Source organism: Nocardia aurantiaca (assembly GCF_009708175.1).
Taxonomy (GTDB): domain Bacteria; phylum Actinomycetota; class Actinomycetes; order Mycobacteriales; family Mycobacteriaceae; genus Nocardia; species Nocardia aurantiaca.
The window spans coordinates 195,709-219,610 of the sequence record NZ_WMBB01000010.1; the positions used below are offsets into that span (position 1 = coordinate 195,709).

At 68.2% G+C, this 23,902-nt stretch carries 20 protein-coding genes; 13 read left to right on the top strand and 7 right to left on the bottom strand.

All coding sequences use genetic code 11. The features are described 5' to 3' along the window. Positions 1 to 22 precede the first annotated feature (22 nt). Complete coding sequence (locus GLP40_RS22225; RefSeq protein ID WP_154789899.1) at positions 23 to 595, bottom strand: NADPH-dependent FMN reductase; 573 nt, start codon at positions 593 to 595, stop codon at positions 23 to 25. A 135-nt stretch (positions 596 to 730) separates the two neighbouring features. Between GLP40_RS22225 and sigJ the strand changes: the two genes are divergently transcribed. Beyond that, positions 731 to 1,615 (top strand): RNA polymerase sigma factor SigJ, encoded by an 885-nt coding sequence (sigJ, locus tag GLP40_RS22230; protein WP_154789900.1) that lies wholly within the window; start codon positions 731 to 733, stop codon positions 1,613 to 1,615. A gap of 204 nt (positions 1,616 to 1,819) precedes the next feature. On the opposite strand, the gene GLP40_RS22235 is transcribed toward sigJ, so the two are convergent. Together GLP40_RS22235 and rsmA are read right to left on the bottom strand one after the other, a co-directional pair. Continuing rightward, the gene (locus GLP40_RS22235) at positions 1,820 to 2,713 is read right to left on the bottom strand and encodes a class I SAM-dependent methyltransferase (RefSeq protein ID WP_154789901.1); all 894 of its coding nucleotides are present in this window, start codon (positions 2,711 to 2,713) and stop codon (positions 1,820 to 1,822) included. 394 nt (positions 2,714 to 3,107) lie between these two features. After that, complete coding sequence (gene rsmA / locus GLP40_RS22240) at positions 3,108 to 3,989, bottom strand: 16S rRNA (adenine(1518)-N(6)/adenine(1519)-N(6))-dimethyltransferase RsmA (protein ID WP_154789902.1); 882 nt, start codon at positions 3,987 to 3,989, stop codon at positions 3,108 to 3,110. Between the two features lie 368 nt (positions 3,990 to 4,357). Here rsmA and GLP40_RS22245 point away from each other — a divergent pair, with 368 nt between their 5' ends. Next, positions 4,358 to 5,866 carry an alpha/beta fold hydrolase gene (locus GLP40_RS22245; RefSeq protein WP_154789903.1) on the top strand — a complete coding sequence of 503 codons (1,509 nt, stop codon included), beginning with the start codon at positions 4,358 to 4,360 and terminating at the stop codon, positions 5,864 to 5,866. A 73-nt stretch (positions 5,867 to 5,939) separates the two neighbouring features. On the opposite strand, the gene GLP40_RS22250 is transcribed toward GLP40_RS22245, so the two are convergent. Further along, entirely contained in the window at positions 5,940 to 7,100 is a 1,161-nt protein-coding gene (locus GLP40_RS22250) for an alpha/beta fold hydrolase (protein ID WP_154789904.1), read from the bottom strand. Positions 7,101 to 7,261: 161 nt separating this feature from the next. On the opposite strand from GLP40_RS22250, the gene GLP40_RS22255 reads away from it, so the two are divergent. Continuing rightward, positions 7,262 to 8,029: an SDR family NAD(P)-dependent oxidoreductase gene (locus GLP40_RS22255; protein ID WP_154789905.1), complete on the top strand. Its 768-nt coding sequence runs from the start codon at positions 7,262 to 7,264 to the stop codon at positions 8,027 to 8,029. A 15-nt stretch (positions 8,030 to 8,044) separates the two neighbouring features. On the opposite strand, the gene GLP40_RS22260 is transcribed toward GLP40_RS22255, so the two are convergent. Together GLP40_RS22260 and GLP40_RS22265 are read right to left on the bottom strand one after the other, a co-directional pair. After that, positions 8,045 to 9,172, bottom strand: coding sequence for a resuscitation-promoting factor (locus GLP40_RS22260; RefSeq protein ID WP_154789906.1), 1,128 nt, complete (start codon positions 9,170 to 9,172; stop codon positions 8,045 to 8,047). A gap of 322 nt (positions 9,173 to 9,494) precedes the next feature. Beyond that, the gene (locus GLP40_RS22265) at positions 9,495 to 10,322 is read right to left on the bottom strand and encodes a TatD family hydrolase (protein WP_154789907.1); all 828 of its coding nucleotides are present in this window, start codon (positions 10,320 to 10,322) and stop codon (positions 9,495 to 9,497) included. 120 nt (positions 10,323 to 10,442) lie between these two features. Between GLP40_RS22265 and metG the strand changes: the two genes are divergently transcribed. Next, positions 10,443 to 11,999, top strand: a complete 1,557-nt coding sequence (gene metG, locus GLP40_RS22270) for a methionine--tRNA ligase (protein ID WP_154789908.1) — start codon at positions 10,443 to 10,445, stop codon at positions 11,997 to 11,999. Between the two features lie 302 nt (positions 12,000 to 12,301). Here metG and GLP40_RS22275 read toward each other — a convergent pair whose 3' ends face one another. Then, entirely contained in the window at positions 12,302 to 13,078 is a 777-nt protein-coding gene (locus GLP40_RS22275) for an MmyB family transcriptional regulator (RefSeq protein ID WP_154789909.1), read from the bottom strand. A 200-nt stretch (positions 13,079 to 13,278) separates the two neighbouring features. Between GLP40_RS22275 and GLP40_RS22280 the strand changes: the two genes are divergently transcribed. The 9 genes from GLP40_RS22280 to GLP40_RS22320 all read left to right on the top strand — a co-directional run bounded on the left by GLP40_RS22280 (position 13,279) and on the right by GLP40_RS22320 (position 23,780). After that, positions 13,279 to 13,935, top strand: a complete 657-nt coding sequence (locus tag GLP40_RS22280) for a TetR/AcrR family transcriptional regulator (RefSeq protein WP_154789910.1) — start codon at positions 13,279 to 13,281, stop codon at positions 13,933 to 13,935. A 97-nt stretch (positions 13,936 to 14,032) separates the two neighbouring features. After that, positions 14,033 to 14,725 carry a TetR/AcrR family transcriptional regulator gene (locus tag GLP40_RS22285; protein WP_154789911.1) on the top strand — a complete coding sequence of 231 codons (693 nt, stop codon included), beginning with the start codon at positions 14,033 to 14,035 and terminating at the stop codon, positions 14,723 to 14,725. A 408-nt stretch (positions 14,726 to 15,133) separates the two neighbouring features. Next, a complete protein-coding gene (locus tag GLP40_RS22290; protein WP_328290519.1) occupies positions 15,134 to 16,186 on the top strand; it encodes a 3-oxoacyl-ACP synthase III family protein in 1,053 nt (350 codons plus the stop codon). Positions 16,187 to 16,196: 10 nt separating this feature from the next. Then, complete coding sequence (locus GLP40_RS22295; RefSeq protein WP_154789913.1) at positions 16,197 to 17,108, top strand: beta-ketoacyl-[acyl-carrier-protein] synthase family protein; 912 nt, start codon at positions 16,197 to 16,199, stop codon at positions 17,106 to 17,108. Then, positions 17,105 to 18,928: a fatty acid CoA ligase family protein gene (locus tag GLP40_RS22300; protein ID WP_154789914.1), complete on the top strand. Its 1,824-nt coding sequence runs from the start codon at positions 17,105 to 17,107 to the stop codon at positions 18,926 to 18,928. The genes GLP40_RS22295 and GLP40_RS22300 overlap by 4 nt, the downstream gene beginning before the upstream one ends. Next, positions 18,925 to 19,194 carry a hypothetical protein gene (locus GLP40_RS22305; RefSeq protein ID WP_154789915.1) on the top strand — a complete coding sequence of 90 codons (270 nt, stop codon included), beginning with the start codon at positions 18,925 to 18,927 and terminating at the stop codon, positions 19,192 to 19,194. Before GLP40_RS22300 ends, GLP40_RS22305 begins: the two co-directional genes overlap by 4 nt. 88 nt (positions 19,195 to 19,282) lie before the next feature. Beyond that, a complete protein-coding gene (locus GLP40_RS22310; protein ID WP_154789916.1) occupies positions 19,283 to 20,323 on the top strand; it encodes an NAD-dependent epimerase/dehydratase family protein in 1,041 nt (346 codons plus the stop codon). A gap of 12 nt (positions 20,324 to 20,335) precedes the next feature. Then, on the top strand, positions 20,336 to 21,520 hold the full coding sequence (locus GLP40_RS22315; protein WP_154789917.1) for a peptide synthetase: 1,185 nt from the start codon (positions 20,336 to 20,338) through the stop codon (positions 21,518 to 21,520). A 121-nt stretch (positions 21,521 to 21,641) separates the two neighbouring features. After that, a complete protein-coding gene (locus GLP40_RS22320) occupies positions 21,642 to 23,780 on the top strand; it encodes an MMPL family transporter (RefSeq protein ID WP_328290540.1) in 2,139 nt (712 codons plus the stop codon). The last annotated feature ends 122 nt before the right edge of the window (positions 23,781 to 23,902 follow it).

Here is a 23,902-nt window from a genome sequence, read left to right on the forward strand (position 1 = left end):
GATATCTTTCGGATAGATGTGTTCAGGCGACCGGTACGGCGGCGCGCAGCGGTGCGAGCGCGTTGCTCCAGGCGATGAGCTGATTCAGCGTTTTGTCCAAGGCGGCGACATGGTGGTCGCGCGGTGTGAAGGTGGTGTGGTTCTCGAAATCGGTGAGCAGCGAGATCGAGACCTGATAGCCGACGTCGGCCATGCCGAGCGTGGCGCAGACCGTCCGCAGTTGCACCACGGCGCGGGCGCCGCCGTTCGCGCCGTAGGAGACGAATCCGATCGCCTTGTCGGTCCACTCCGCCAACAGGTGGTCGAGGGCGTTCTTCAGTACTCCGGGGACGCCGCCGTTGTATTCCGGCGTCACGATGACGAAGCCGTCGAACGGGGCGATCCGCTCGCCCCAGGCGCGGGTGTGTTCATGGGGCGAGGGGCCGAACAGCGGCGGCGCGGGCTCGTCCAGATGTGGTAGCGGGTGGTCGCGCAGGTCGATCAGTTCGAACTCGGCGTCGCCGCGCTGCGATGCCGTGTCCAGAACCCACTGGGCGACCTGCGAGCCGTTGCGGTTGGGCCGGGTGCTGCCGAGGATGATGCCGATTCTGGTCATTTCCGGAACTCCTGCTTTGCTGAACGGGTCATGACCTTCCGACGACGCAGCCGTCCGGAATGTCAGGCCGCCTCACAAATCGGGTCGCTGATTCGTCGATTTCGGTGAGCCACGCACAGACCGGAGGAGCCGACCATGACCGACCCGCACCTGCCCGCGGTGATCAGTGAACGCCGCCAGCTGATCAACCTCGCCTACCGGCTGCTCGGCTCACTGGCCGAGGCCGAGGATGTGGTGCAGGAGACCTACGCGCGCTGGTACGCGCTGTCCGAGCGGCAACGACGCGAGGTGGCGGCGCCCGGCGCATGGTTGACGACGGTCGCCAGCCGAATCTGCCTCGATGTGCTGGGCTCGGCGCGCGCCAGGCGGGAACGGTATGTGGGCGAATGGATTCCGGAGCCGGTACCCGGCGGTCCCGAATGGCTCGACGGTCCCGTCGATCCCGCCGACCGGGTCACCCTCGACGAGTCGATCAGCATGGCCTTCCTGGTCGTGCTGGATTCCATGACCCCGGCCGAGCGGGTGGCGTTCGTGTTGCACGACGTCTTCCGCTACTCCTTCGCCGAGGTCGCCGACATCGTCGGCCGCACCCCCGCAGCCTGCCGCCAGCTTGCCTCCAGCGCCCGCCGCCGCATCGACACCTCACGGGGCCCATCGAGCGCCGAGCGCGCCGAGGTGGTCCGGGATTTCAAACAAGCCTGGGAGACAAGAAATATCGAGGCCCTGATCGGCCTGCTCGATCCGCAAGCGACCGCGACGGCCGACGGCGGCGGCCTGGCACTGGCCTTCCGCGACCCGATCAACGGCGGCGAGCAGATCGCCCACGCCTGGATGGAAATCGCCGCCCGAGGCCCCGCGGTAAAACTGCTGGAACGCACGGTGAACGGCCAGCCGGGCCTGGTAGCACAGCTCGACGGCACCATCATCTCGGTCTACGCCTTCGATATCGCCGACGGCCGGGTCACGCGCATCTGGGTGATCCGGAATCCGGAGAAACTACGGCCCTGGACGGCCGACTGAACGCGCTCGACTCGGCGGTGGCAGACGTTCTGTACCGGACCAGGTTCCGGCCGTCACACCCCCGCACTCGCCCGGTTCAGTCAGCGCGGTATGCCGCAGGAGCGTGCATCGTCATGATGCGCCCGGCCTGATCGACCGGCAGACTCGCGCACTGCGGCAACGGAATTGGCGAGCAGGTGCTGTTCGGTGACGGGTCGTGCGGGTTCACCGGCGCTTTTCGGCGCTCACGTAGTGCGCCTGCCGCATAAGGTCGAGCAGTTCGGCGGGTACATCGGTGATCGGGTGGCCGTAGGTGGCGGCGAGGTCGACAGGGGTGGTGCGGTGGACCGACCAGCCGTGGCGTGACAGCCAGTCGCCCGGCTCGGCGCGGGCGTCGTCGTACCACAGGTCGCTCACGTCCAGGTTGCCGAAGGGGTTGCTGCCGAAGAACCTTTCCTCCGTATCGGCGAAGCGGTGCGGGTCCACGCCGCGGCCGAAGTCGTCGGTGGCCACGCTGCTGCCGGGCGCGGACAGGGCGTCGATGCGTTCGAACAATGCGTCGTGCGACGGACCGGGCAGGAACGGCAACAGCCCCTCGGCCGACCATGCCGCCGGCCGCCCCGGATCGAATCCCGCCGCGGTGAGCGCATCGGGCCAATACTCGCGCAGATCGACCGCCAGCACGCGCCGATCGGCCTTGGCCACGGCACCGTGCTCGGCGAGAACCCGGTCCTTGAACTCCAGCACCCGGGGCTGATCGATCTCGAAGACGACCATGCCCGCGGGCCAATCCAGCCGGTACGCCCGCGCATCCAGACCGGATGCCAGGATCACCGCCTGCCGCACACCCCGCTGCCACGCCGCGGCGAAGAACTCATCGAAGAACCTCGTCCGAACACCCATCAACCGCCCGAACCGTCTGACCTTGCCCACGGACTCCGGGTCGTGCAGCATTTGCATGAAGTGCGGTTCACCCGCCGCCTCGACGAACCACGTCGCGTACTCGTCGTGGATCATCGGCTCGGGATCGATCGTCTCGAGCGCGCGAAACGTAGCCACGCCCAAGGCGGTCAGGCCCACGCTCGTCACGATGTCCCAGCTGTCCCCGTCCGTTCGCATCAAGATCACCCCATGGTGTCAGCGATCGTTTGAGCAATCTCGGAGCGGAGCTGACGCCCCGCACCCACCCGCTCGATTCTGCTCCCATACAGAACCTCCCGGCAACCGACCAGACATCGTGCCCGCCGGGGACACCGTCGCCGCGATGCCAACGCCGCCGACGACCGGCGAATCAGCTCGGCCTTCCCCGCCGCGCTTCCCACCCGCAGACCGGTTCGTGAGTACAGCAATGTTGTGGCAAGCCCGATGGCCGGAAGGCCCGCCATGGTCAACCAGAATGCGGCGTCGGCGGGCTGGTGTGTGGTCACTCCGGCGGGCGCACAGTTGCCCGACCAGCGTCGTCTTACCGATCCCGTGCGTCCGGACACGCCGATACGCGTTCGTCTTCCTCGGATCAGCTCTGCTGGGCGAGGCGGACGTAGGCGGCGGTATCGAGGGTTTCGCCGCGGGCGGTGGGCGCGATTCCGGCTGCGGTGAGGCGCTTTTCGGCTTCGGCGGCGGAACCGGCCCAGCCGGAGAGCGCGGCGCGGAGGGTTTTGCGGCGTTGAGCGAAGGCGGCGTCGATCACGTCGTAGACGCGACGGCGGAAGGCTTCGTCCTGGGGCCAGGGGGCGTCGGCGAAGCGGTCGATACGGACCAGGCCCGACTCGACCTGTGGGACGGGCCAGAAGATCTGCCGCCCAACGGTTCCGGCGCGGCGGACGGTGCCGTAGAAGCCGGCTTTGACGCTGGGGACGCCGTAGATCCGGCCGCCCGGCGTCGCGGAGAGACGGTCGGCCACTTCCAGCTGGACCATGACGAGAGTGGTTCGGATGCTGGGGAATTCGGCCAGCAGGTGCAGCAGGACCGGGACCGCCACGTTGTAGGGGAGGTTGGCCACCAGCGCGGTCGGTTCGGCGGGCAGGTCGGCGTGGGTGACCTTCATGGCGTCCATGGGGACGACCGTGAGCCGACCGGCGAGCTCGGGGGCGCGGGCGGCGACCGTCTCCGGCAGATGGGTCGCGAGGGTCGGGTCGATCTCGACGGCGATGACCCGGTCGACCACGTCCAGCAGCGCCAGGGTCAGCGAGCCCAGGCCGGGACCGACCTCGAGCACGGTGTCCGCGCGGCCCACACCCGCGGTGGCGACGATGCGGCGCATGGTGTTGGCGTCGTGCACGAAGTTCTGCCCGAGCTGCTTGGTCGGGCGGATGCCGAATCGCTCGGCCAGCTCACGCACTTCGGCGGGGCCCAGCAGGGCGGCTTTTCCACGACCGGCGATTTCGGTTTCGGACATTCTGGAAAACCTATCAAGCTGCGTGAATCGACCCGCACCCGGTCAGGCGGCTTTTCGTTCACGACGTGGTCGGGGCGTTCGGGGCACGGCCGGGGCGGCGAAGAGGCCGAGTCCCACACGGTCGGGCGCGACCACCGCGTAGCCCGTGGACAGGAAGAACCACATGACCCCGTCCGCTTTCGCGGCGTCGGTACCGCGTCGAGCCCGATCGCCACGGTCCAGCGATATAGTTCGCCAAGAGCTTGCCGATGCTCGGACACGGGCGCGGCGGCCGCGCGCGGCGGATCAATTACGCCATCTCGCAGGGTTTTTCACGAGGCATCCGAGTAGCGTCGCCACTGGGGAACAATCACCGTGAAGGAGAGTGCATGCCCGCTCGGCGGATTCGACGGCTCGTCCTGGGAGCGACGCTGCTGACCGCGGCCGTCGCGCTGCCCGCCGGACCGGCGAACGCGGACGCGACCTCGGGGCTGAACCGCTTCTACCACCAGGCGCTGGACTGGAAGCCGTGCAATCACGCGGCTCTCGACGCGGCCGGCGCACAGTGCGCCGGTGTGACCGTCCCCCTCGACTACGACGATCTGGGGGGCCGCACGCTGACGGTCGCCATCTCCCGCATCACCGCCACCGACCCGGACCGCCGCCGCGGCATTCTGCTGACCAATCCGGGCGGACCGGGCGGCGCGGGCCTGGCCATGCCGGTCAGCACCCAGAAGGCCATGACCCCGGACGTGCGCGCGCAGTACGACCTGATCGGCATGGACCCGCGCGGCGTCGGCCGCTCCGACGCGGTCAACTGCACGATTCCCGTGCCGACCATGCTGTTCTCGGCCGGATTCGACATCTTCGGCTACGCCCGCGACACCGGCGTGGCCGCGGCGCTGGCCACCGCCTGCGTGGCCACCGACCCGGGCAAGGTCCGCTACATCACCACCCGCAATACCGCGCGTGACATGGATGTCATCCGGGGCGTTCTCGGTGCGGAGAAACTCGACTACTTCGGTGCGTCCTACGGCACCTACCTGGGCGCGGTCTACACGCAGATGTTCGGCGATCGCGTCGACCGCATGGTCTTCGACAGCGCCGTCGACCCGGACCGCTACTACGTCGGGCTCTACCAGGACATGGGCGCGATCAACGAGTACGCCCTCGACGACTGGGCGAAATGGGCGGCCCGCCATGATGACCAATATCACTTCGGCACCACCCCGGAGCAGGTGCGCGCCTGGGTCGAGGATCTCATCCGGCGGTCCGCGGGCAAGGAGATCTACGGCAGCGGCTATCTGGTCGACGAGCACACCATTCCCATGATGCTGCTCGCGCTGCTGCCGAACCCGCGGCTGAACACCAACCTCGCCGAGGTGCTCACCATGGTCGCGAGCGGCGTGGCGGGCGGGCCCATCGACATGGACGCGTTGAAGGCCAAGATCGTCGCCGTGGTGCCGCTGGACGCCGCGAGCATGGCCGCCATCATGTGCGGCGACAAGGCCGCACCGCGCGATCCCGCCTGGTACTACCGCAATGTGGAGGCCGCGCGGCCGACGCAGCCGGTGTTCGGCGCGTTCGCCAACAACATCACCGCCTGCGCCTTCTGGCCGGATCCGGTCGAGCCGCCCACCGAGGTCCGCAATGCGGCGCCGGTCTTGATCGTGGCCAATGTCCACGACACCCGCACCGCCTATTCGGAAGGGCTTGCGCTGCACGCGGATCTGCCCGAGTCACGCCTGGTCACGCTGGCGGACGCCAGGATTCACGGCGCGTTCCGCCCGGACCTGAGCCCATGCGTGAACGACATCGTGAACACCTACCTGGCCACCGGTGTCCGGCCGGAGCAGGACGTGACCTGCGAACCCGACTTCAGCTGGTTCCCGCAGTAAGTCTCGGCATTCTGATTGGGGGCCCGGGGTTTTCACCCCGGGCCCCATGCGGCTCGCGTGGCCGCGACCGCTGTCACGCCACGGTGGGCGTGGCCAGGATCCGATCGGTGAAGGCGCCGATGGCATCCCACATCTGCGGGCTCAACTGGGTGTGGGTGCCGGTGCCGACCACGGTCTGGAAGTTCACGCCATTGGCGGCGAACTGCGCGGCCAGCGCGGCGTGCAGCGGGGACGGCACGGTGGTGTCATTCGTGTTGACCAGCAAGAGGATCGGCGCGTCGTAGCCATTGACCGGCACGGTCATGTACTCGCTCATGGCCGCCTGGAACGCCGGCGTGTTCAGTGGCCGCGACAGCATGTCGCCGATGCCCATCCCGTCGACCACCTTCATGATGTCGGCGAAGCACAGGCTCTGCGACGCGTCCACGGCCTGCCTGCCGCGCGGAGTGAGATAGCTGTCGACGTCGATTTCCGGGTGGGTGTCCCGCAGCCCGGCCAGCATGCTGACCACGAAGCCGTTGACGGCGGTCCCGGCCTGGCCCGGGATCTCCGGCACCCAGGGACCGACGAAGGGCGTGATCATCTCCAGATCGGATTCCGGGTCGACGGTGATGGTCCCGCGGAAGTCGAGGTCGGGAACGAGCGCGGACTGCAGGTGCGCGGTGCCGAGCGCCGCCTGACCGCCCTGCGAGAAGCCGGTCACCGCCCAGGTGCGCGACAGCGCCGGATCGCTGGCGCGGGCCGCCCTGATCAGGTCGACGGTGGACCCGGCCTCGGTGCTGATCTCCAAGTACGGGTGCGGGCGGGTGTCGAAGCGGCCCAGGCCGAGGTAGTCGGGCGCGACCACGGCGAAGCCCTTGTTCACGAAATATTGGATGACCTGGTCTTCCTTCGGCCGCGACATGCGGCTGGTATCGGTCTGCCCGCCGCAGCCCGGTCCCATGCCGGAGGTGCCGTGGTCATACGCCATGATCGGCCAGCCGCCCGCGGGCGCGGGGCCGGACGGAACGAACAGCGCGCCACTGGCTTTCACCGGTTCACCGTTGGAGCGGGTGGTCCAGTAGTCGATGATGGTGCCGTTCGACAGGCCCCGGAAGCCGTCCGGCAGTGCGGTGGTGTCGATGGTGGCGCCCGCCGGATCGGCGGCGGCCGGGCTTCCCGGCAAGACGAGCAATGCTCCCGCCGACGCTACGGCCGCAGTGAAAATCCGCGTCCGCCAAGCCATTGACCGCATGAATCCTCCATCGGGTTCCGACCCACTCACCATTCACATCCGGGGAAGGAGTCTATTCGACCTGGACGGAAGACCAGTATGAGAACATTCTGGCAATTAGCTACTTAGAAGCGGAAACACAACCCATTGACGCGCCCTGAAACTTGTTCTAATTTCGCGCCATGTCGCGCAGATACGAAGGCCGTCGAGTACTTGTCACCGGAGCGGGATCGGGCATCGGTCAGGGCGTTGCCCTGCGACTGCTCGACGAGGGGGCGCAGCTGGTCGCCGCCGACGTGAACGCGGCCGGGCTGGCCGCCACCGTCGACGCCGCCCCCGCCGATCAGCGCGAACGCCTGCGCACCCTCACCCTCGACATCTCCGATCCAGAGGCGGTCCGCACGGTCACCGCCGAGGCGCTCGAATTCCTCGGCGGACTGGACGTTCTGGTGAACGCCGCGGGCATTCTGCGCGCCGCGCACACCCATGAGATGCCGCTGGAAGCGTGGAACAAGGTCATCTCGGTCAACCTGACCGGCACCTTCCTCATGATCCAGGCCAGTCTGCCCGCGCTCATCGAGTCCGGCCACGGCGTGATCGTGAACTTCTCCTCCACCTCCGCCTTCGGCTCCAACCCCTACATGGCCGCGTACTCCGCCTCCAAGGCGGGCGTCAACGCGCTGACCCACTCCATTGCCCTGGAGTATGTGAAAAAGGGCCTGCGCGCGGTCAATATCGTCCCGGGCGGCATCAACAGCGGCATCACCTCCGGCCTGGAACTCCCGGCCGATGCCGACTGGAGCCTCATGGCCCGCCTCCCCGGCTGGATCGAGGGCGGCGCGCTCGGCAAGCCCGAGGACATCGCGGGCGTGGTCGCCATGGCCGCCTCCGATGAAGGCCGCTACATGACCGGCACCGAACTTCGCGTCGACGGCGGCGCGCTGATGTAGCCAGCGGCAGCCCCGCTAGCCGATTCCGAGCCGCGAGGTGCAGGCCGGCCACGCGCCCCAACCCTGACGGGCGCGCGTCACTTCGGCGATGGCGATCTGTTCCTCGCGGGTCGCGAGGTCCGCGCGCGGGGCGTAGCGGGTGCCGCCCTGCCGCTCCCAGGTGCCCTGGTCGAACTGGATGCCGCCGAAATAGCCGTTGCCGGTGTTGATGGCCCAGTTGCCGCCGGATTCGCATTTCGCCAGGGCGTCCCAGGTCGCGCCGTCGCGCACGTCCGGGACCTCGGTGCCGGGCTTGGCGCCCTTGCGCACGGTCTTGGGCTGGGCGGGCACGATCACGGTGGACTTGATCGGATCCTTGCCCGCCTCTTTGCCATTCACGATGGAGACCGCGAAAGTCACGTCCTGCGTGCCGGGCACACCCGGGTTCTCGACGATCGTGCGGCTCATATTGAGCGTCTGATCCTCGATGATGTTCTCCGGCGGATCCAGCGGCACCCGCTCGGTGCGGTTCTCGACGATCTTGCGCGTGACGGTGATCTTCATGCCCTCGGTGAGCGGGGTGCCCGCGGCCGGTTCCACGAAGTCCTGATTGATCAGCGGACGGCCCTGCGCCTCGAGCAGCTGCCCGACGGTCGGGGCGGCCAGGCGGACCAGCGAGGCCGGCGCGCCGTTGTCGCTGAGTTCGACCGTGCGCGGATTGGTGATGAGCAGCTGCGCGCCCTCGAGGGGCAGTGGGGTCGGGCGCGCGGGCGAGGTGAAGACATCGCCGGGCAGGTTCAGCTTGACGATGGCCTCGCCCACGGTGAGGGCGGTTGTCCACGCCTTGGACGGGGTGCCGTCGATGATGAGCGCGACCTCGCGGGCCCGGTTCAGCGTGATGGTCGCCCCGTCGCCGATATGCGCTCCGGCGGAAGGGGATACGTCATCGCGGCTGGTGATCGCGTACCCGGCGTCCTGGAGCGCGCCGCGCACGTCGCCGCGCATGGTGGATTCGGCGAACTTCTTGCCGTCGACGACGAAGGTCACCTGCTTCTTGCTCATGATCGCCATACCCGCGCCGACGATGAGCGTGACGAGCATCGCCGCGATGGCCCCGTACAGCATCGGGGAACGCGACGAGTTGATCTTCGTCAAAGCGTGCATCGGAAATCCCGGCATGGTCACAGTACGATAACGAGAGGGTCAGGGATTGACAACCACTCGTGGCGGAACTGCGATGACCAAAATCACGGCCCGATATCGAACCGCAGGTGGATAACAATCACGCGAGATCATAGTGAGCCGAGACATACTTGGCGAGTCGAGCGCCAAGCCGCTCCGGCCCCCGATAGCGACAACTGATTTCGCACCGTCCGGGCAACTCGCCGGATACGTCCGAAATCGTTTCGGCATCGACCGCCGGCACGCGCGCGTGAGCGGCGACGGCGCCCAACCGGGCGCTGAAGTCGCGCAGAGGCGGGAAAGCTCAGATTCCGTAGACGCGCCGCGCGTTGGCCGTGGTGATCTTGGCCAGTTGCGCCGGGTCCTGTTCGCGCAGTTCGGCCAGTGCCCGCAGCGTGTACGGCAGCATGTACGACTCGTTGGGCGCGCCGCGGAACGGGTGCGGGGTCAGGAAAGGCGCGTCCGTCTCCACCAGGATCTGTTCGTCCGGAACGAGTTTCGCGGCCTCGCGCAATTCGTGCGCGTTCTTGAAACTGACCGTGCCCGAGAAACTCAGCACATAGCCCTCCTCCACGCAGGCCATCGCCATGTTCGCGTCGGAGGAGAAGCAGTGGAAGATCACGGTTTCCGGCGCGCCCTCGTCCAGCAGCACCGCGAGCAGGTCGTGGTCGGCCTCCCGGTTGTGGATCATGAGCGGCTTGCCCAGCCGCTTGGCCAGGTCGATGTGCCAGCGGAAACCCTCGACCTGATCCTCGATCGCGGCGCAGCCGTCCAGCTTGCCGGGCCAGTAGTAGTCCAGCCCGGTCTCCCCCACCGCGACCACGCGCGGGTCCCCGGCCAACTGCTCGAGCTCGGCCTTGGCGGCGTCGTCGAGGTGGTTGGCGCGGGTCGGATGCAGCGCGACCGCCGCGTACACGCGGTCGTCCCAGTTCGCGGCGCGGACCGCGAAGCGCGCGGCCTCGAGATCGTCGGCGACCGTCACCAGCTCGCGCACGCCCACCGCGCGGGCCCGATCCACCAGCGCCGCGACCGATTCCGGATCGGTGGCCCCGCAGGCGTCGATGTGTGTGTGCGCGTCGATGAGCGGCGACAGCGGCTCGGGCGGCTCGGGCGCAGGTCGGCGGCTACTCATGGACGGTGCCTCCCTCGCGGTCACGAAGGTCCTGCCGGCCATCGTGGGTATGGAGGCAGCGCCCCCACAAGGGGATATTCACGCGAGCATCTGCGGGCACGCAGATAGAGTAGACACACCATGAGCGCATCCGATCGCCCCACCTTTTACATCACCACGGCCATCGCGTACCCGAACGGCGCACCGCACATCGGGCACGCCTACGAGTACATCTCGTCCGATGCCCTGGCCCGCTTCAAACGGCTGGACGGCTTCGATGTGTTCTACATGACCGGCACCGACGAGCACGGCCAGAAGGTGCAGCAGGCCGCCAGGGCCGCGGGCGAACCGGAGCGTGAGTACGCCTCGCGCAACTCGGACGTGTTCGAGCGCATGGACAAGGCCCTCGACATCTCCTACGACCGGTTCATCCGGACCACCGACGACGACCACCAGGTCGCGTCGGTCGCGCTCTGGGAGCGGATGGCCGCCAATGACGACATCTATCTCGACACCTACGCCGGCTGGTACTCGGTGCGCGACGAGGCGTTCTACACCGAGGAGGAAACCACCCTCCTCGAGGACGGCACCCGCATCTCCACCGAGACCAAGACACCGGTGGAGTGGACCGAGGAATCGAACTACTTCTTCCGGCTGTCCAAGTACCAGGACAAACTGCTCGAACTGTACGAGACCCATCCGGAATTCATCGCGCCCGCGACCCGGCGCAACGAGATCGTCTCGTATGTGAAGGCCGGACTGAAGGACCTGTCCATCTCCCGCACCACCTTCGACTGGGGTGTGCCGGTGCCGGGACACCCCGATCACGTCATGTACGTGTGGGTGGACGCGCTGACGAACTACCTGACCGGCGCGGGCTTCCCGCACACCGATTCCGAAGCGTTCCAGAAGTACTGGCCCGCGAACCTGCACATCATCGGCAAGGACATCAGCCGGTTCCACACCGTGTACTGGCCGGCCTTCCTGATGAGCGCCGGAATCGCGCTGCCCGAGCGCGTTTTCGTGCACGGGTTCCTGTTCAACAAGGGCGAGAAGATGTCGAAGTCGGTCGGCAATGTGGTCGACCCGATGGATCTGGTGGAGACCTACGGCCTGGACTCCCTGCGCTTCTTCCTGCTGCGCGAGATCTCCTACGGCCAGGACGGCTCCTACAGCCATGAAGCCATCGTCGGCCGCATCAATACCGATCTGGCCAACGAGTACGGCAACCTGGCCCAGCGCTGCCTGAAGATGGTGGGCCGCGACTTCGGCGGCGTGGTCCCGACCCCGGGCGAGTTCACCGAGGACGACAAGGCCCTGCTGGAGCGCGCCAACGGCCTGCTGGAGAGGATGCGCGCCGAATTCGACCAGCAGCAGATCCATGTGGGCCTGGAGCAGCTCTGGCTCACCCTCGGTGAGACGAACCGCTACTTCTCGGCGCAGGCTCCCTGGACCCTCGCCAAGGCCGGCACGCCGCAGGACACCGCCCGCGAGGGCACCATCCTCTACGTGACCATGGAGGTCCTGCGCATCGTCTCGATCCTGGTCCAGCCGGTCATCCCCGGCTCGGCCGGCAAGATCCTGGACCTGCTCGGCGTCACCGACCGCACCTTCGCGGATATCGCCACCCCGCTGCATCCGGGCACCCCGCTCCCGGAGCCGGAGGTGGTCTTCCCGAAGTACGTCGAGCCGAAGTAGACCCCGGAGGAGAAACCTCCGGCGCCGCCCGCCCCCCTTCGGCGGGCGGCCGCCGAGTCACACCCGTCCGCCACGGGTGGAGATTCCTCTCCGAACTCCACCATCGCCGGAACGGGAATGCAGTGCGCGAACAGGCAACTGCCCGATCCGAATGGCGGAATCGGATCGGGCAGCAGCTGATCTCGCCGAACCAGCATCGGGTCCGCCGACGGCGAAGGTCAACCGGGGGAAGCGGCACGAATTGGGGCACCGCCGCTGACCTGCGGGTCTGGGTCGGCTGGCCGTTCGAATTCGGGGGAGTCCTACCTGGACGCGCGCGGGGTGAGCATGAACAGCTGGTAAGGACAGTTGTCCGGGTGCCAGGCATTGTAGGAGCGCATGGTCAGCGCCATCTGACCACCGGTTTCCGGATCCCGGACCAGCACCCGGGAGTCGTTCCAATCCTCTTCGCTGATATCGGTGTTCCAGAAGCGCTCGAATTCGGGGTTGACCCGGCAGGCGTCGAGGATCTGGGCGAGCCGTTCCGGGGCGACGCTGCCCGGCGCGTTCACGCGCAGGACGAACATCAGGCGGTGCACGATCAGCTCCCAATTGATCAGCACCTCACGCGCGAGCGGGGTGGTCATCATCTGCACGATGACATTGGTGGGCTGGTCGGCGTGCTCTTCGGCGGGCAGCAGCCAGGGAAATGCCTCGCGCGCGGCCTGATTTGCCGCCAGGACCTCATATTCGGGCACGCGATGGTAGAAGGCCGGGAACGGCAGTGCCTCGAGGTGCTCGATGTCCTCGTCGCGCAGGGCGGGCGGCCAAACACCGGTCTCAACCGACATCAGGTTCGGCATCGCCACCGAGACCATCTTGCGCAGCAGCCATTCCGGTGCCTCCATGGCCACCGACCAATCGGCCAGTCGTTCCGGAGACATGGGGCGCTCGCCCTTCTCCAGCTTGCGGTAGAGGGAGAGGCTCACGAACATGCGCCGCGCGACGTCCTCCTGCGTCAATCCCAAGCTCTCGCGCCGGTACCGCATGAACAATCCGAGCAGGGGCTGTTCCGGTACGGACCCGATCTCCCCGGTCACCACTTGTCCGCCTACCTCCTGGCTCGAACCACCCCTTCTTCTCGTCCACCTAAGCAGAAACGACGCCGACGCCCGTACATGTGCGCGCGGTGGGTGCGATTGCCCGGATACTCCCGGTCGTTGGCTGGACGCGGCCCCCGCAGCGACACCTGGACCCGGGCGGATGGCGTCGAGTGCAGTCTTAATGCAACGATGTGCATATGGCGTCCATCGGCAGGAGAAGTGACCTTTCGCTGCGCTCCGATCGGCACCGGGCGACTCGGGAGGCGCTGCTGATCTCGCAGCGGGGGCGGTTGCTGGAGGGAATCAGTGAGTGTGTGGAGGTCAAGGGGTACAGCGGGACGACGCTGACGGACATCGTGGGGCGGGCGCGGGTGTCACGGAGCACGTTCTACGAGCACTTCGCCAGCAAAGAAGAGTGCTTCGTGGCGGCCGTGGAGGCGGGGGCGAATCTGCTGTACACGCGGATCTCCGAGGAGATGGCCGGGCTGGAGCATCCGGATACGCGGGCGCTGGTGACCAATTCGCTGATCACGTACTGCGAGGTGATCGTGGCGGAGCCACAGCTGTCGCGGCTGGTGCTGGTCGAGGCGTTCAAAGTGGGCGGGGCGGCGGTGGAGCGGCATGATGCCTCGCTGGATATGTTCACCGCGCTGTGTCGGCAGTTCCATCGGCGGGCGCTGAGTGAGTCGTCGGAGGTTCCGCAGGTGAGCGACGGGCAGCTGGCGTTGATCATCGACGCCGTCGCCGAACGCACCCGGCGACTGATCGAGCGCGGGGAGATCGCGCAACTGCCGCGGCGCATTCCGGACCTGTGCGCGTTCGCCTTCGCGGTATTGCGGCTGCAGCGGGCGTGACCGAATCGGCCGACCTCGATCCCTGACGGGGCGCGTTCGGCCGGTTCATCGATAATGACCATCTGAAGCGACAGCGGTTCAGTGAGAGAGGGATGGGATGCGCGACAGGCAGGTTCGAGCGACGACTATCGCCCCGCACGGAACCACGTTGCGGCGCACCAATTTCGACGAACGACATCGCGCCGCCCGCGACGCCGTGCTCACCTCCCAGCGCGGCCGGCTGCTCGAGGCCATGGTGGAGTGCGTCGAGGCCAAGGGCTACCACACCACCACGCTCACCGATATCGTGGCGCGCGCCCGGGTGTCGCGCACCACCTTCTACGAGCACTTCAGCAACAAAGAGCACTGCTTCGTGGAGGCGGTGCGCACCGGATCCGACATCATCGCGACCCGCATCGTCGACGAGCTGGCGCAGCTGCCCACCAATGCCGGCGCGCACGAGCGCATCGAGTCCATCGTGGTCACCTTCTGCGAAACCGTCGCCGCCGAACCGGATTTCGCGCGTCTGATGCTGGTCGAGGCGTTCAAGGTGGATCAGGAGTCGGTGGCGCTGCGGGATCTGTCGGTGGATCGGTTCGCGGATCTGTACCGCGCCTTCTACGCTCAGGCGCGCGAGACCGATCCGAGCCTGCCGGTCATCGCCGACGCGCTGTTCGCACTCATCCCGGATGCCATCGGCGAACGCACCCGCCGGGTGATCGTGGCCGAGGGGGCGCACCGGGTGCCCGAGTTGGCGCCGCTGTTCGTGGAATTCGTGATCGCGGTGCTCGGGCTGCCCGCGCAGGCCTGACTCGGCACCCGATGTGCCGAAATCCGCTGTCGCTCAGACAGTTTTCGGATCGACGCCACCGAGGCCCACGGATGTGACGCAGTCAGGTGAACTCACTCACAGCGAGACACGTGCTTGGTCGCCCTCGGGCCATACCGATGGCACATAACGAGCGATAGCCGTTGAGTGACCGCTACGCCCGTACGTCCACGTACCACCACTTCAGCGGGCCTGCAGCCCGACAGGCTGGGCGTGAGAGCTTTACGGCACCGCACGTAACACTAAGCGCACGTTCACGTTTCGTCTGAGACAGCTACACGGAACGCTTCAGTTCCCCGAGTTAGTTACCCTCGGGTAGCCTCATCTCATCCGAGCTTGACGTTCACATTCTCTTCCGTGTTTCAGCCTCCCAGTTTCAGGAGTTCCCCTGTGCCGCAATCTCGATTTGAGTCTATCGGCGCTTATCTGCCCGAGAAGCGTGTCACCACAGCAGAATTGCTTTCACAATTGAAGGAGGTCCCCGAGTTCGATCTCGAACGAATCACGGGGGTCAAGGAGCGGCGTTTCCGCGATACCAGGCCGGAGAGCCGCGAGGACTCCTTCGTCCTGGCCATGAAGGCCGTCGAGGACAGTCTGTCCAGGTCATCCTATGCCGCAGGCGATCTCGACGTCATCATCTCCACCTCCATCACACGTAGCAAGCACGGCACCAGGATGTACATGGAGCCGTCCTTCGCCGGGGCCATCGGCCGCGCCATCGGAGCGCGCGAGGATGTCATCGCCTTCGATCTCTCGAATGCCTGCGCGGGCATGATGAGTGGCGTCTACATTCTCGACCGGATGATTCGCAGCGGTGCGGTGAAGCGCGGCATCGTGGTCAGCGGCGAGGCCATCACGCCCATTGCGGAAACGGCCGTGAATGAGATCTCCAGTAAATACGATCTGCAATTCGCTTCATTGACCGTCGGCGATTCCGGTGCGGCCGTGGTGCTGGACGAGGCCGTCGACGACAACGACAAGATCCACTACATCGAGTTGACCACCGCGTCGGAGTTCTCGCACCTGTGTCTGGGCATGCCCAGCGACAAGACCAACGGCGTGGCGCTCTACACCGACAACCGGAAGATGCACAACGAGGCGCGATTCCTGCTGTGGACCGACACCCAGCGCAACTTCATGGAGGCGAACGGGATCACCTTCGCCGATGAGGGATTCGACTACATCATTCACCACCAGTTCGGCGCCGCGGCCATCCCGTTCATGAACGCCATCGCCGAGCGCGAGTTCGGTCACCCCATGCCGCCGGACCTGAATGTGATCGAGAAGTACGGAAATACCTCCAGCACTTCGCATTTCATCGTGCTACACGATCAACTGAGCCGGCAGAGCATTCCGACCGGCTCCAAGATCCTGATGATCCCGGCCGCCTCCGGCGTCGTCGGCGGCTTCCTGTCCACCACCATCTCGTCGCTGAAGGTCTGAGGTTCCGCACATGGGCGTACGCATCAAATCCACCGGAATCAGCCGGGACACCGACACTTTCAGCATCGTGGAGCTCAGCGGGCGGGCCGCGCGGCGGGCCATGGAAAGCGCGGGCGTCGAGCCGGGCCAGGTCGGCGTCATGATCAACGCGGGCATCTTCCGCGACAGCAATACCGTCGAGCCGGCCGTGTCGGCGCTCATCCAGAAGGCCGCGGGCATCGGCCTGGACTATGTGAAGGAGGACCCCCGGTCGTTCTCCTTCGACCTCATGAACGCGGGCACCGGCGTGCTCAATGCCGTGCAGGTGGCGCAGGCGGTGCTGGCCACCGGCAGCGCCGAGCACGTGCTGATCGTGTCCGGTGACACCCACCCGTCGCTGCAGCGGTCCGCCGCCGATGACGAATTCCCTTACGCCACCGCCGGTGCCGCGCTGCTGCTGGAGCAGACCGGCGAGCCCGAGGGTTTCGGGCAGGTGCACACCCGTGCCGCCGCGGGCACGCCGGGCCTGGAGTCGTACGTGGACATCGAGACCATGGGCGACCGCGGCCGCGGCATCATGACGGTGGAGCGGGAAGCCGACTACCTGGACCGGCTGCTGGTGACCGCCGCCGAGGCCGCCCGCGCCGCGCTGGCGGGCAGCGAGATCGACGAGGCCACCACGGCCCTCATCGCCGCCACCCCGAGCGCCGACTTCCCGGCCCGTCTGGCCGCCGAGGTCGGCATCGCGCCGGAAGCGGTGCTCATCCCGGACCTGTCCCAGGGTGATCCGCACACGGCAGCGCTGACGCTGGCGTATCACGCGGCCGCCGAGGCGAATTCGCTGGCCCGCTACCGGGATGTGCTGTTCGTGGCCGCGGGCGCGGGTCCCTCGGCCGCCGCGGTCGTGTACCGGCTTCCGGCCCTCGCCGGAGCCGCGGCGTGACCACCGCGACCTATTGGCAGGCCATCGACCGCTTCCGTGCGGTGGTGGCCGCCGATCCGGACCGTGAGGCGGTGATCTATCCCGCCGGGAAGACCGCCTCCGGCCTCCCGGACTACCGCCACCTGACCTACCGTGAGCTCGACGAGTGGTCCGACACCATCGGCCTGCACCTGGCCGCGGCGGGCGTGGGCCGCGGCACCCGCACCATCGTGCTGGTGCTGCCCAGCCCGGAGCTGTACGCGATCATGCTGGGGCTGTTGAAGATCGGCGCCGTTCCCGTGGTCATCGATCCGGGCATGGGGCTGCGCAAGATGCTCAACTGCCTGCGCGCGGCGAATGCGGAGGCCTTCATCGGCATTCCGCAGGCGCACGCGGCGCGGGTGCTGTTCGCCCAGTACTTCCGGAATGTGCGGGTGGCTCTCACCGTCGGCCCGCGCTGGTTCTGGGGCGGTCCGACCCTGCGCAGCTGGGGCGGCCCGGTGACCTCGGGCCGTCTCGGCCACCGCCTCCGGGCCGGCGCCGACACCGCCGGTCCGGCCGGTGCGAAGGCCGCGGCGCGGCTGGAGGAACTGCTGGCCGCCCTCGCCGAGCGGCGGCCGGCCGGGGAGCACCGCGCCCCCTTCGATGCCTTCACCCTGCGCGAGCGGGTGCCCGCGCCGACGGAGGAGCTGCTGCTCATCGCCTACACCACCGGCAGCACCGGGCCCGCCAAGGCCGTGGAGATGACGCACGGCAATCTCAGCGCCATGGTCGAGCAGGTGCACGCCGCGCGCGGCCGGGTGGAACCGGGCACCTCGCTGATCACCCTGCCGCTGGTGGGCATTCTCGACATGCTGCTCGGATCCCGCTGTGTGCTACCGCCCTTGGTGCCGAGCAAGGTGGGTTCCACCGATCCGGCACACGTGGTCGACGCCGTCAACCGGTTCGGCGTGAAGACCATGTTCGCCTCCCCGGCCGTGCTGATTCCACTGCTGCGGCACCTGGAGACGCACAAGACGCCGGTGCCCACGCTGCACAGCATCTACTCGGGCGGCGCGCCCGTCCCGGACTGGTGCATCGCCGGGCTGCGGCAGGTGCTGGCCGAGGACGCCGAGGTCTACGCCGGTTACGGCTCCACCGAGGCGCTGCCCATGTCCACCATCGAATCCCGGGAACTGCTCGGCGGTCTGGTGGAGCGCGCGCACCTGGGCGACGGCACCTGCGTCGGGCGGCCCGCCGAGGGCGTACGGGCGCGGCTGGTCGCCATCACCGACGATCCGATCCCCACCTGGGCGCAGGCCGAGGCCCGCGAGTCCGAGCTGGTCGCCACCCGCGGCATCGGCGAGCTGGTGGTGTCGGGACCGAATGTGAGCACGCGGTACTACTGGCCGGAGTCGGCGAACCTGGCCGGCAAGATCCTTGAGGACGAGACGGTGTGGCATCGCACCGGCGACCTGGCGTGGATCGACGGCGAGGACCGGATCTGGTTCTGCGGCCGCAAGAGTCAGCGCGTGCACACCGCCGCCGGGCCCATGTTCAGCGTGCAGGTGGAGCAGGTCTTCAACACCCTGCCCGGCGTGGTCCGCACCGCGCTGGTCGGCGTGGGCGCGCGCGGCGCGCAGCTGCCGGTCCTCTGCGTGGAGGCCGCGCCGAGCGCGGACACCACGGTGCTGGCGGACCGCTTGCGGCAGCGTGCGGCCGAATTCGAGGTCACCGCACCGGTTTCCACGTTCCTGTTCCATCCGAAGTTCCCGGTCGACATCCGACACAATGCCAAGATCGGCCGCGAACAGCTCGCGGTCTGGGCGGCGGAGCGGCTCGGAAAGGACGACGGACGATGAAGGTGTCTGTGCTGCGGGCGATTCCGGTACTGGGCTGGCTGTACCTGGCCATGGGCATCCTGCTGGCGGCGAGTGATCGCGCCCCCGCCAACCGGTTGCTGCGCGCGGTGTTCTGGATCGACGCGTTCCTCAGCATCGTGGTGCACGCGGCCCAGATCCCGGCCGCGCTGAGGGCCACCGCGGGCACCGGGCATTCACCGGTCACGACGGCGGCCATGACCCAGATCTTCGGAATCACCTGGTGGAAGACACAGGAGGCGGCGTGACCGGGTCGGGCGCGAACGAGCCGCTCCAACAACCCCCGCGCGCTCGCGTAACCACGCAGCGCTCCCGGGCATGCGGAAAGGACAGGGCATGAAAGCACTCGTGACCGGGGCGTCCGGATTCCTGGGCGGGGCGCTGGTGCGCCGCCTGCTCCGCGACGGCGACTACAAGGTGGCCATCCTGGCCCGGGCCAGCAGTAATCTGCGCGACCTGTACGAGGTGATCGACCAGGTCGAGATCATTACCGGCGATCTCACCGACCAGATCTCGCTCCAACGCGCCACCGAGGGCGTGGACGTGGTGTTCCACAGCGCGGCCCGGGTGGACGATCGCGGCACCCGGGCGCAGTTCGTGGCCGAGAACGTCACGGCCACCGAGAATCTGCTGCGGGCGGCCGCGCGCAATGGCGCCTCCCGCTTCGTGTTCATCTCCAGCCCCAGCGCGCTCATGGACCGCGACGGCGGCGACCAGGTGGACATCGACGAATCGGTGCCGTACCCGAGCCGCTATCTGAACCTGTACTCGGAGTCCAAGGCCGCGGCCGAGCGCCTCGTCCTGGCCTCGAACACCGAGCAGTTCACCACCTGCGCGCTGCGGCCCCGGGCCATCTGGGGCGCGGGCGACCGGTCCGGGCCGATCGTGCGGCTGCTGGGCCGGGCGGCGGAGGGAACGCTGCCGGATCTGTCCTATGGCAAGCAGGTGTACGCCTCGCTGTGCCACGTGGAGAACATCGCCGAGGCGTGCGTGCTGGCGGCCCGGTCCGAGAAGGTCGGCGGCAAGGCGTATTTCATCGCCGACGCCGAGCGGACCGACGTGTGGGGCTTCCTCGGCGAGGTGGCCACCGGTCTCGGGTACCCGAAGCCGACCCGGCAGCCGAATCCGCGGGTGCTGAACACGGTGGTGGCCGCCATCGAAACCCTGTGGCGCATACCGTTCGTCGCCACCCGGTGGTCGCCGCCGCTGTCGCGGTACGTGGTGGCTTTGATGACCCGCACGGCCACCTACGACACCTCCGCCGCCGCACGGGATTTCGGGTATCAGCCGATCGTGGACCGGGAGAGCGGACTGGCCGGTTTCCTGGCCTGGCTCGAAACCCAGGGCGGCGTCGTGGCATTGACCGAGAAGATCTAGGCAGGTAATCGCATGTTCCGCCGTCCCATCTCCCCCACCGAACTCATCTACTTCCCCATGCGGGATCTGGCGCCGCCGTTCCTGATGCAACTGGTGGTGGAGGGCCAGGGCAGCATCGACCCGGAGGCGCTGCGGCGCGCGGTCGCCACCGCGGCCGCCGCGAATCCGGGCGCGCGCCTGGTGCGCGAGGGCAAACAGTGGGTGGACAGCGGGATCGCGCCCAGCGTGTGCGTGGTCGACCACGCGCTGGAGTACCCGGCGCTGGAGGCGGATCCGGTGCTCACCAGCCCGATCGGGCCGACCCCGGATGCCACCGTCGAGGTGCTGCTGCTCACCGCCGCGCCGACCACCCTGGTGTTCCGGGTCTTCCACGGCGTCATGGACGGCATGGGCATGGTCATGTGGGCCACCGACGTGCTGCGGGCGCTGCGCGGCGAGGAGCCTGTCGGCGCGCCCGATCCGATCGCCGATGCCGAACTGGTGCGCAAGGTCGGCGCGCCCGGACGGCCCACGCTCATGCTGCCGCGCTTCCGCTCGGCGGTCGGGCACGGCCGCCAGGAGCCGGGCGAGCACCGGCACCTGCTGCGCACCCGCACCATCAACGCCACCGGTCCGGGCGCGCTCATGCGGGTGGCGGCGCTGCTCGCCGACGAGGGCGGACCGGTCTCGCGCATCATGATCCCGGTCGACCTCCGCCGCCACGATCCAGAGCTGCGGTCCACCGCGAATCTCGCGCTGCCGCTGTTCCTGGACGTGCGGCCGGGCATGGATTGGACGCGGCTCAACGACATCAAGCGCGCGGGGCTGCGGGAGAACCGCGAGCTCGACCAGATGGACAACGGCGGTCTGAAGTATCTGCCGCAGGCGGCGGGGCGCGGACTGCTACGCGCGCTGAACCTGCTCGGCTCGCGCGCCGGCCTGAATCTGGCCTCCGCCACCGTCTCCCACATGGGCCGCTACGACCTCGAGGCGCTCGCGGTCCCCGGCTTCGCCCCCACCGCCATCAAGGTCATGCCCCAGCACAGCGTCGCCATGCCGCTGCTCATCGGCATGACCGAATGCGGCGGCCGCACCGAGCTCACCGTCTCCGCGCGCAGCGGACGCGGTATCCCGGAGCGTCTGGACGCCCTCCTGGACAAGATCGTCCGCACGCTGGAAAGCGAACTGAGCCGAGCGAATTCGGAAACCACCCGCTGACCTCCTCTCGCCCCGAGCCCGGCCGCGGCAGTAGGCCACTCGCACACAAGGATCGGAGTGCCCCATGACCGCCGTCGACAGTTCCGCCGAGGTCTCCGAGGCCATGGAATCGAGAGGCCTGATCGCCGCCTGGGCTCGGGCGGTGGTGGCGCGGCCGAAGACCGTGCTGGTGGCCGCGGTGCTGTTCGCGCTGGCCTGCGGACTGTTCGCGGCGGGGCTGCAGCAGCGGGTCAGTTCGGCCGGATTCGTCGCGCCGCGGGGTGAGTCCGCCGAGGTCGACGCCTGGGTCACGCAGCGGCTGGGGCCGCAGAATCCGGATGTGATCGCGATCTACACCGCGCCCGCGGGCCAATCGCTGGCCGATATCGGGCCGCGGGTGACCGAGGCGATCGGGAAGATCGATCCCGCGCTGCTGGATCGGCCGATCGAAAGCTATTGGAACAGTTCGCGATCGCAGTACCTGCGGTCCTCGGACGGGCGGCAGGCCGTCGCCGTCGTCTTCTCCGCGGGCGATGACGATCGGCGAGTCGCGGAATATCCGAAGATCGCGGCAGCACTGCGTGTTCCGGGGCTCGACACCAAGCTGACCGGGTACAGCGCGCTCGCCGACACCATCAGCGCGCAGTCGCGTCACGATCTGGTGCTGGCCGAATCCATCTCCATTCCGCTGACCGCCATCGTGTTGGTGCTGGTGTTCGGCGGGGTGGTCGCGGCCTCGCTGCCGGTGCTGATCGGCACGCTGGCGGTCGTGGGGGCGCTGGGCGCGGTCGGGCTCATCGCGCGGCTCACCGAGGTCAGCGTGTTCGCCATGAACGTGGTGTCACTGCTCGGGCTCGGATTGGCCATCGACTACGGGCTTTTCATCGTCGGCCGCTTCCGGGAGGAACTCGGACGCGGGCGCACCGTCGAGGAGGCGGTGATCCGCACGCTGGGCACCGCCGGGCGCACGGTGCTGTTCTCGGCGCTGCTGCTCATGTGCGCGTTCGCCGGGACTTTCGTCTTCCCGCTGGCGGTGCTGCGTTCGCTGGGCATCGGGGCCATCGCGGCGGTAGGGCTGGCCGCCGCGCTGTCGGTGACCGCGCTGCCCGCGATTCTCGCGCTGCTGGGCCCGCGCGTCTCCCGATGGAGCTGGCGTGCCGATGCCTACGAGCGCTCCGAGGAACGAGCGCAACGATTCTGGGGCCGGGTGGTCACCGCGGTCATGCGGCGACCCGGCGCCGTCGCCATCGCGGTGGGCGCGATCCTGCTGGTGCTGGCCGCGCCGCTGAGCGGGGTCCGGCTCGGCGATGTCGACCACACCGCGCTGCCCGCGGGCAATGAAACCCGGGCCGCCGTCGGGGAATTGACGACGCGCTTCCCGGCGGCGAACAGCGGCGCCACCATTCTGGTACGCGAAACCGACGGCAGCGCACCGGCTCCCGCGTCGATCAGCCGCGCGCTGCGGGAGATCAGCGGCGTGCGGGGCGTACGCCAGGCGATGACCCTGGACACCCGTGACGACACCACGATCATCCACGCCGCGCTGGCCGCACCGGACCGTTCGCCGCAAGCCCAGGACATCGTGCGCGACCTGCGCGACCTGCGCCTGGACGGACTAGAACTGCGGGTGGGCGGCGAGAGCGCCACCACCGTCGACAGCATTGCCGCCGTCCTGGACCGGCTGCCGCTCATGATCGCGGTGATGGTGGCCGTCACCCTGCTCATGCTGGCGGTGGCCTTCCGGTCGATCGTATTGCCGCTCAAGGCCGTCCTCATGGCGTTCCTCAGCCTGACCGCCACGTTCGGCGTGCTGACCTGGATCTTCGATCAGGGCCACCTGGCAGGTGTCCTGCGCATCAGCGTCGGTCCGCTGTCGGCGGGCATGATGGTCCTGATCATCGCCGTGGTCTTCGGGCTCTCGACCGACTACGAGGTGTTCCTGCTCTCCCGCATGGTGGAGGCCCACGACGCCGGCGCCGACACCGAGGAATCCGTCCGGGTCGGCACCGTGCGGACCGCCCGCGTGATCACCGCCGCCGCCACGCTGCTCGTGCTCATCACCGGCGCCTTCACGCTGTCCCCGCTCACCCCCATGCGCTTCCTCGGCCTGGGCATGGTGATCGCCCTGTTCATCGACGCCACCCTGGTGCGCATGCTGCTGGTTCCGGCCCTGGTCAAGCTGATGGGGCCCGCCAACTGGTGGGCCCCGGGAAATCGGCACAGGGATCGGCCGAAGAGTTCGATCAGCGTCGGCGCCGGCGCGGATGCCTTGACCGGATGAGTCCGGCCGGGCAGTACCCGGCGCGAGGCGCCGATCACGCCCTGCTGCTCCGGTGACGCAGCTGCGTGCCACGGATTCCGCACGTGGGCACACAGCTGCGTTTCCTCGGGACGCCGCGTTCC

Excerpts from the sequence above, each read along its gene's own strand:
- GLP40_RS22285 (WP_154789911.1), top strand. The coding sequence starts at position 14,033 with ATGCGCGACAGGCAGGTTCGAGCGACGACTATCGCCCCGCACGGAACC.
- GLP40_RS22265 (WP_154789907.1), bottom strand. The coding sequence starts at position 10,322 with ATGAGTAGCCGCCGACCTGCGCCCGAGCCGCCCGAGCCGCTGTCGCCG.
- GLP40_RS22250 (WP_154789904.1), bottom strand. The coding sequence starts at position 7,100 with ATGCGGTCAATGGCTTGGCGGACGCGGATTTTCACTGCGGCCGTAGCG.
- rsmA (WP_154789902.1), bottom strand. The coding sequence starts at position 3,989 with ATGTCCGAAACCGAAATCGCCGGTCGTGGAAAAGCCGCCCTGCTGGGC.
- GLP40_RS22310 (WP_154789916.1), top strand. The coding sequence starts at position 19,283 with ATGAAAGCACTCGTGACCGGGGCGTCCGGATTCCTGGGCGGGGCGCTG.
- GLP40_RS22260 (WP_154789906.1), bottom strand. The coding sequence starts at position 9,172 with ATGCACGCTTTGACGAAGATCAACTCGTCGCGTTCCCCGATGCTGTAC.
- GLP40_RS22305 (WP_154789915.1), top strand. The coding sequence starts at position 18,925 with ATGAAGGTGTCTGTGCTGCGGGCGATTCCGGTACTGGGCTGGCTGTAC.
- GLP40_RS22255 (WP_154789905.1), top strand. The coding sequence starts at position 7,262 with ATGTCGCGCAGATACGAAGGCCGTCGAGTACTTGTCACCGGAGCGGGA.
- metG (WP_154789908.1), top strand. The coding sequence starts at position 10,443 with ATGAGCGCATCCGATCGCCCCACCTTTTACATCACCACGGCCATCGCG.
- sigJ (WP_154789900.1), top strand. The coding sequence starts at position 731 with ATGACCGACCCGCACCTGCCCGCGGTGATCAGTGAACGCCGCCAGCTG.
- GLP40_RS22245 (WP_154789903.1), top strand. The coding sequence starts at position 4,358 with ATGCCCGCTCGGCGGATTCGACGGCTCGTCCTGGGAGCGACGCTGCTG.
- GLP40_RS22280 (WP_154789910.1), top strand. The coding sequence starts at position 13,279 with ATGGCGTCCATCGGCAGGAGAAGTGACCTTTCGCTGCGCTCCGATCGG.
- GLP40_RS22225 (WP_154789899.1), bottom strand. The coding sequence starts at position 595 with ATGACCAGAATCGGCATCATCCTCGGCAGCACCCGGCCCAACCGCAAC.
- GLP40_RS22315 (WP_154789917.1), top strand. The coding sequence starts at position 20,336 with ATGTTCCGCCGTCCCATCTCCCCCACCGAACTCATCTACTTCCCCATG.
- GLP40_RS22235 (WP_154789901.1), bottom strand. The coding sequence starts at position 2,713 with ATGCGAACGGACGGGGACAGCTGGGACATCGTGACGAGCGTGGGCCTG.
- GLP40_RS22295 (WP_154789913.1), top strand. The coding sequence starts at position 16,197 with ATGGGCGTACGCATCAAATCCACCGGAATCAGCCGGGACACCGACACT.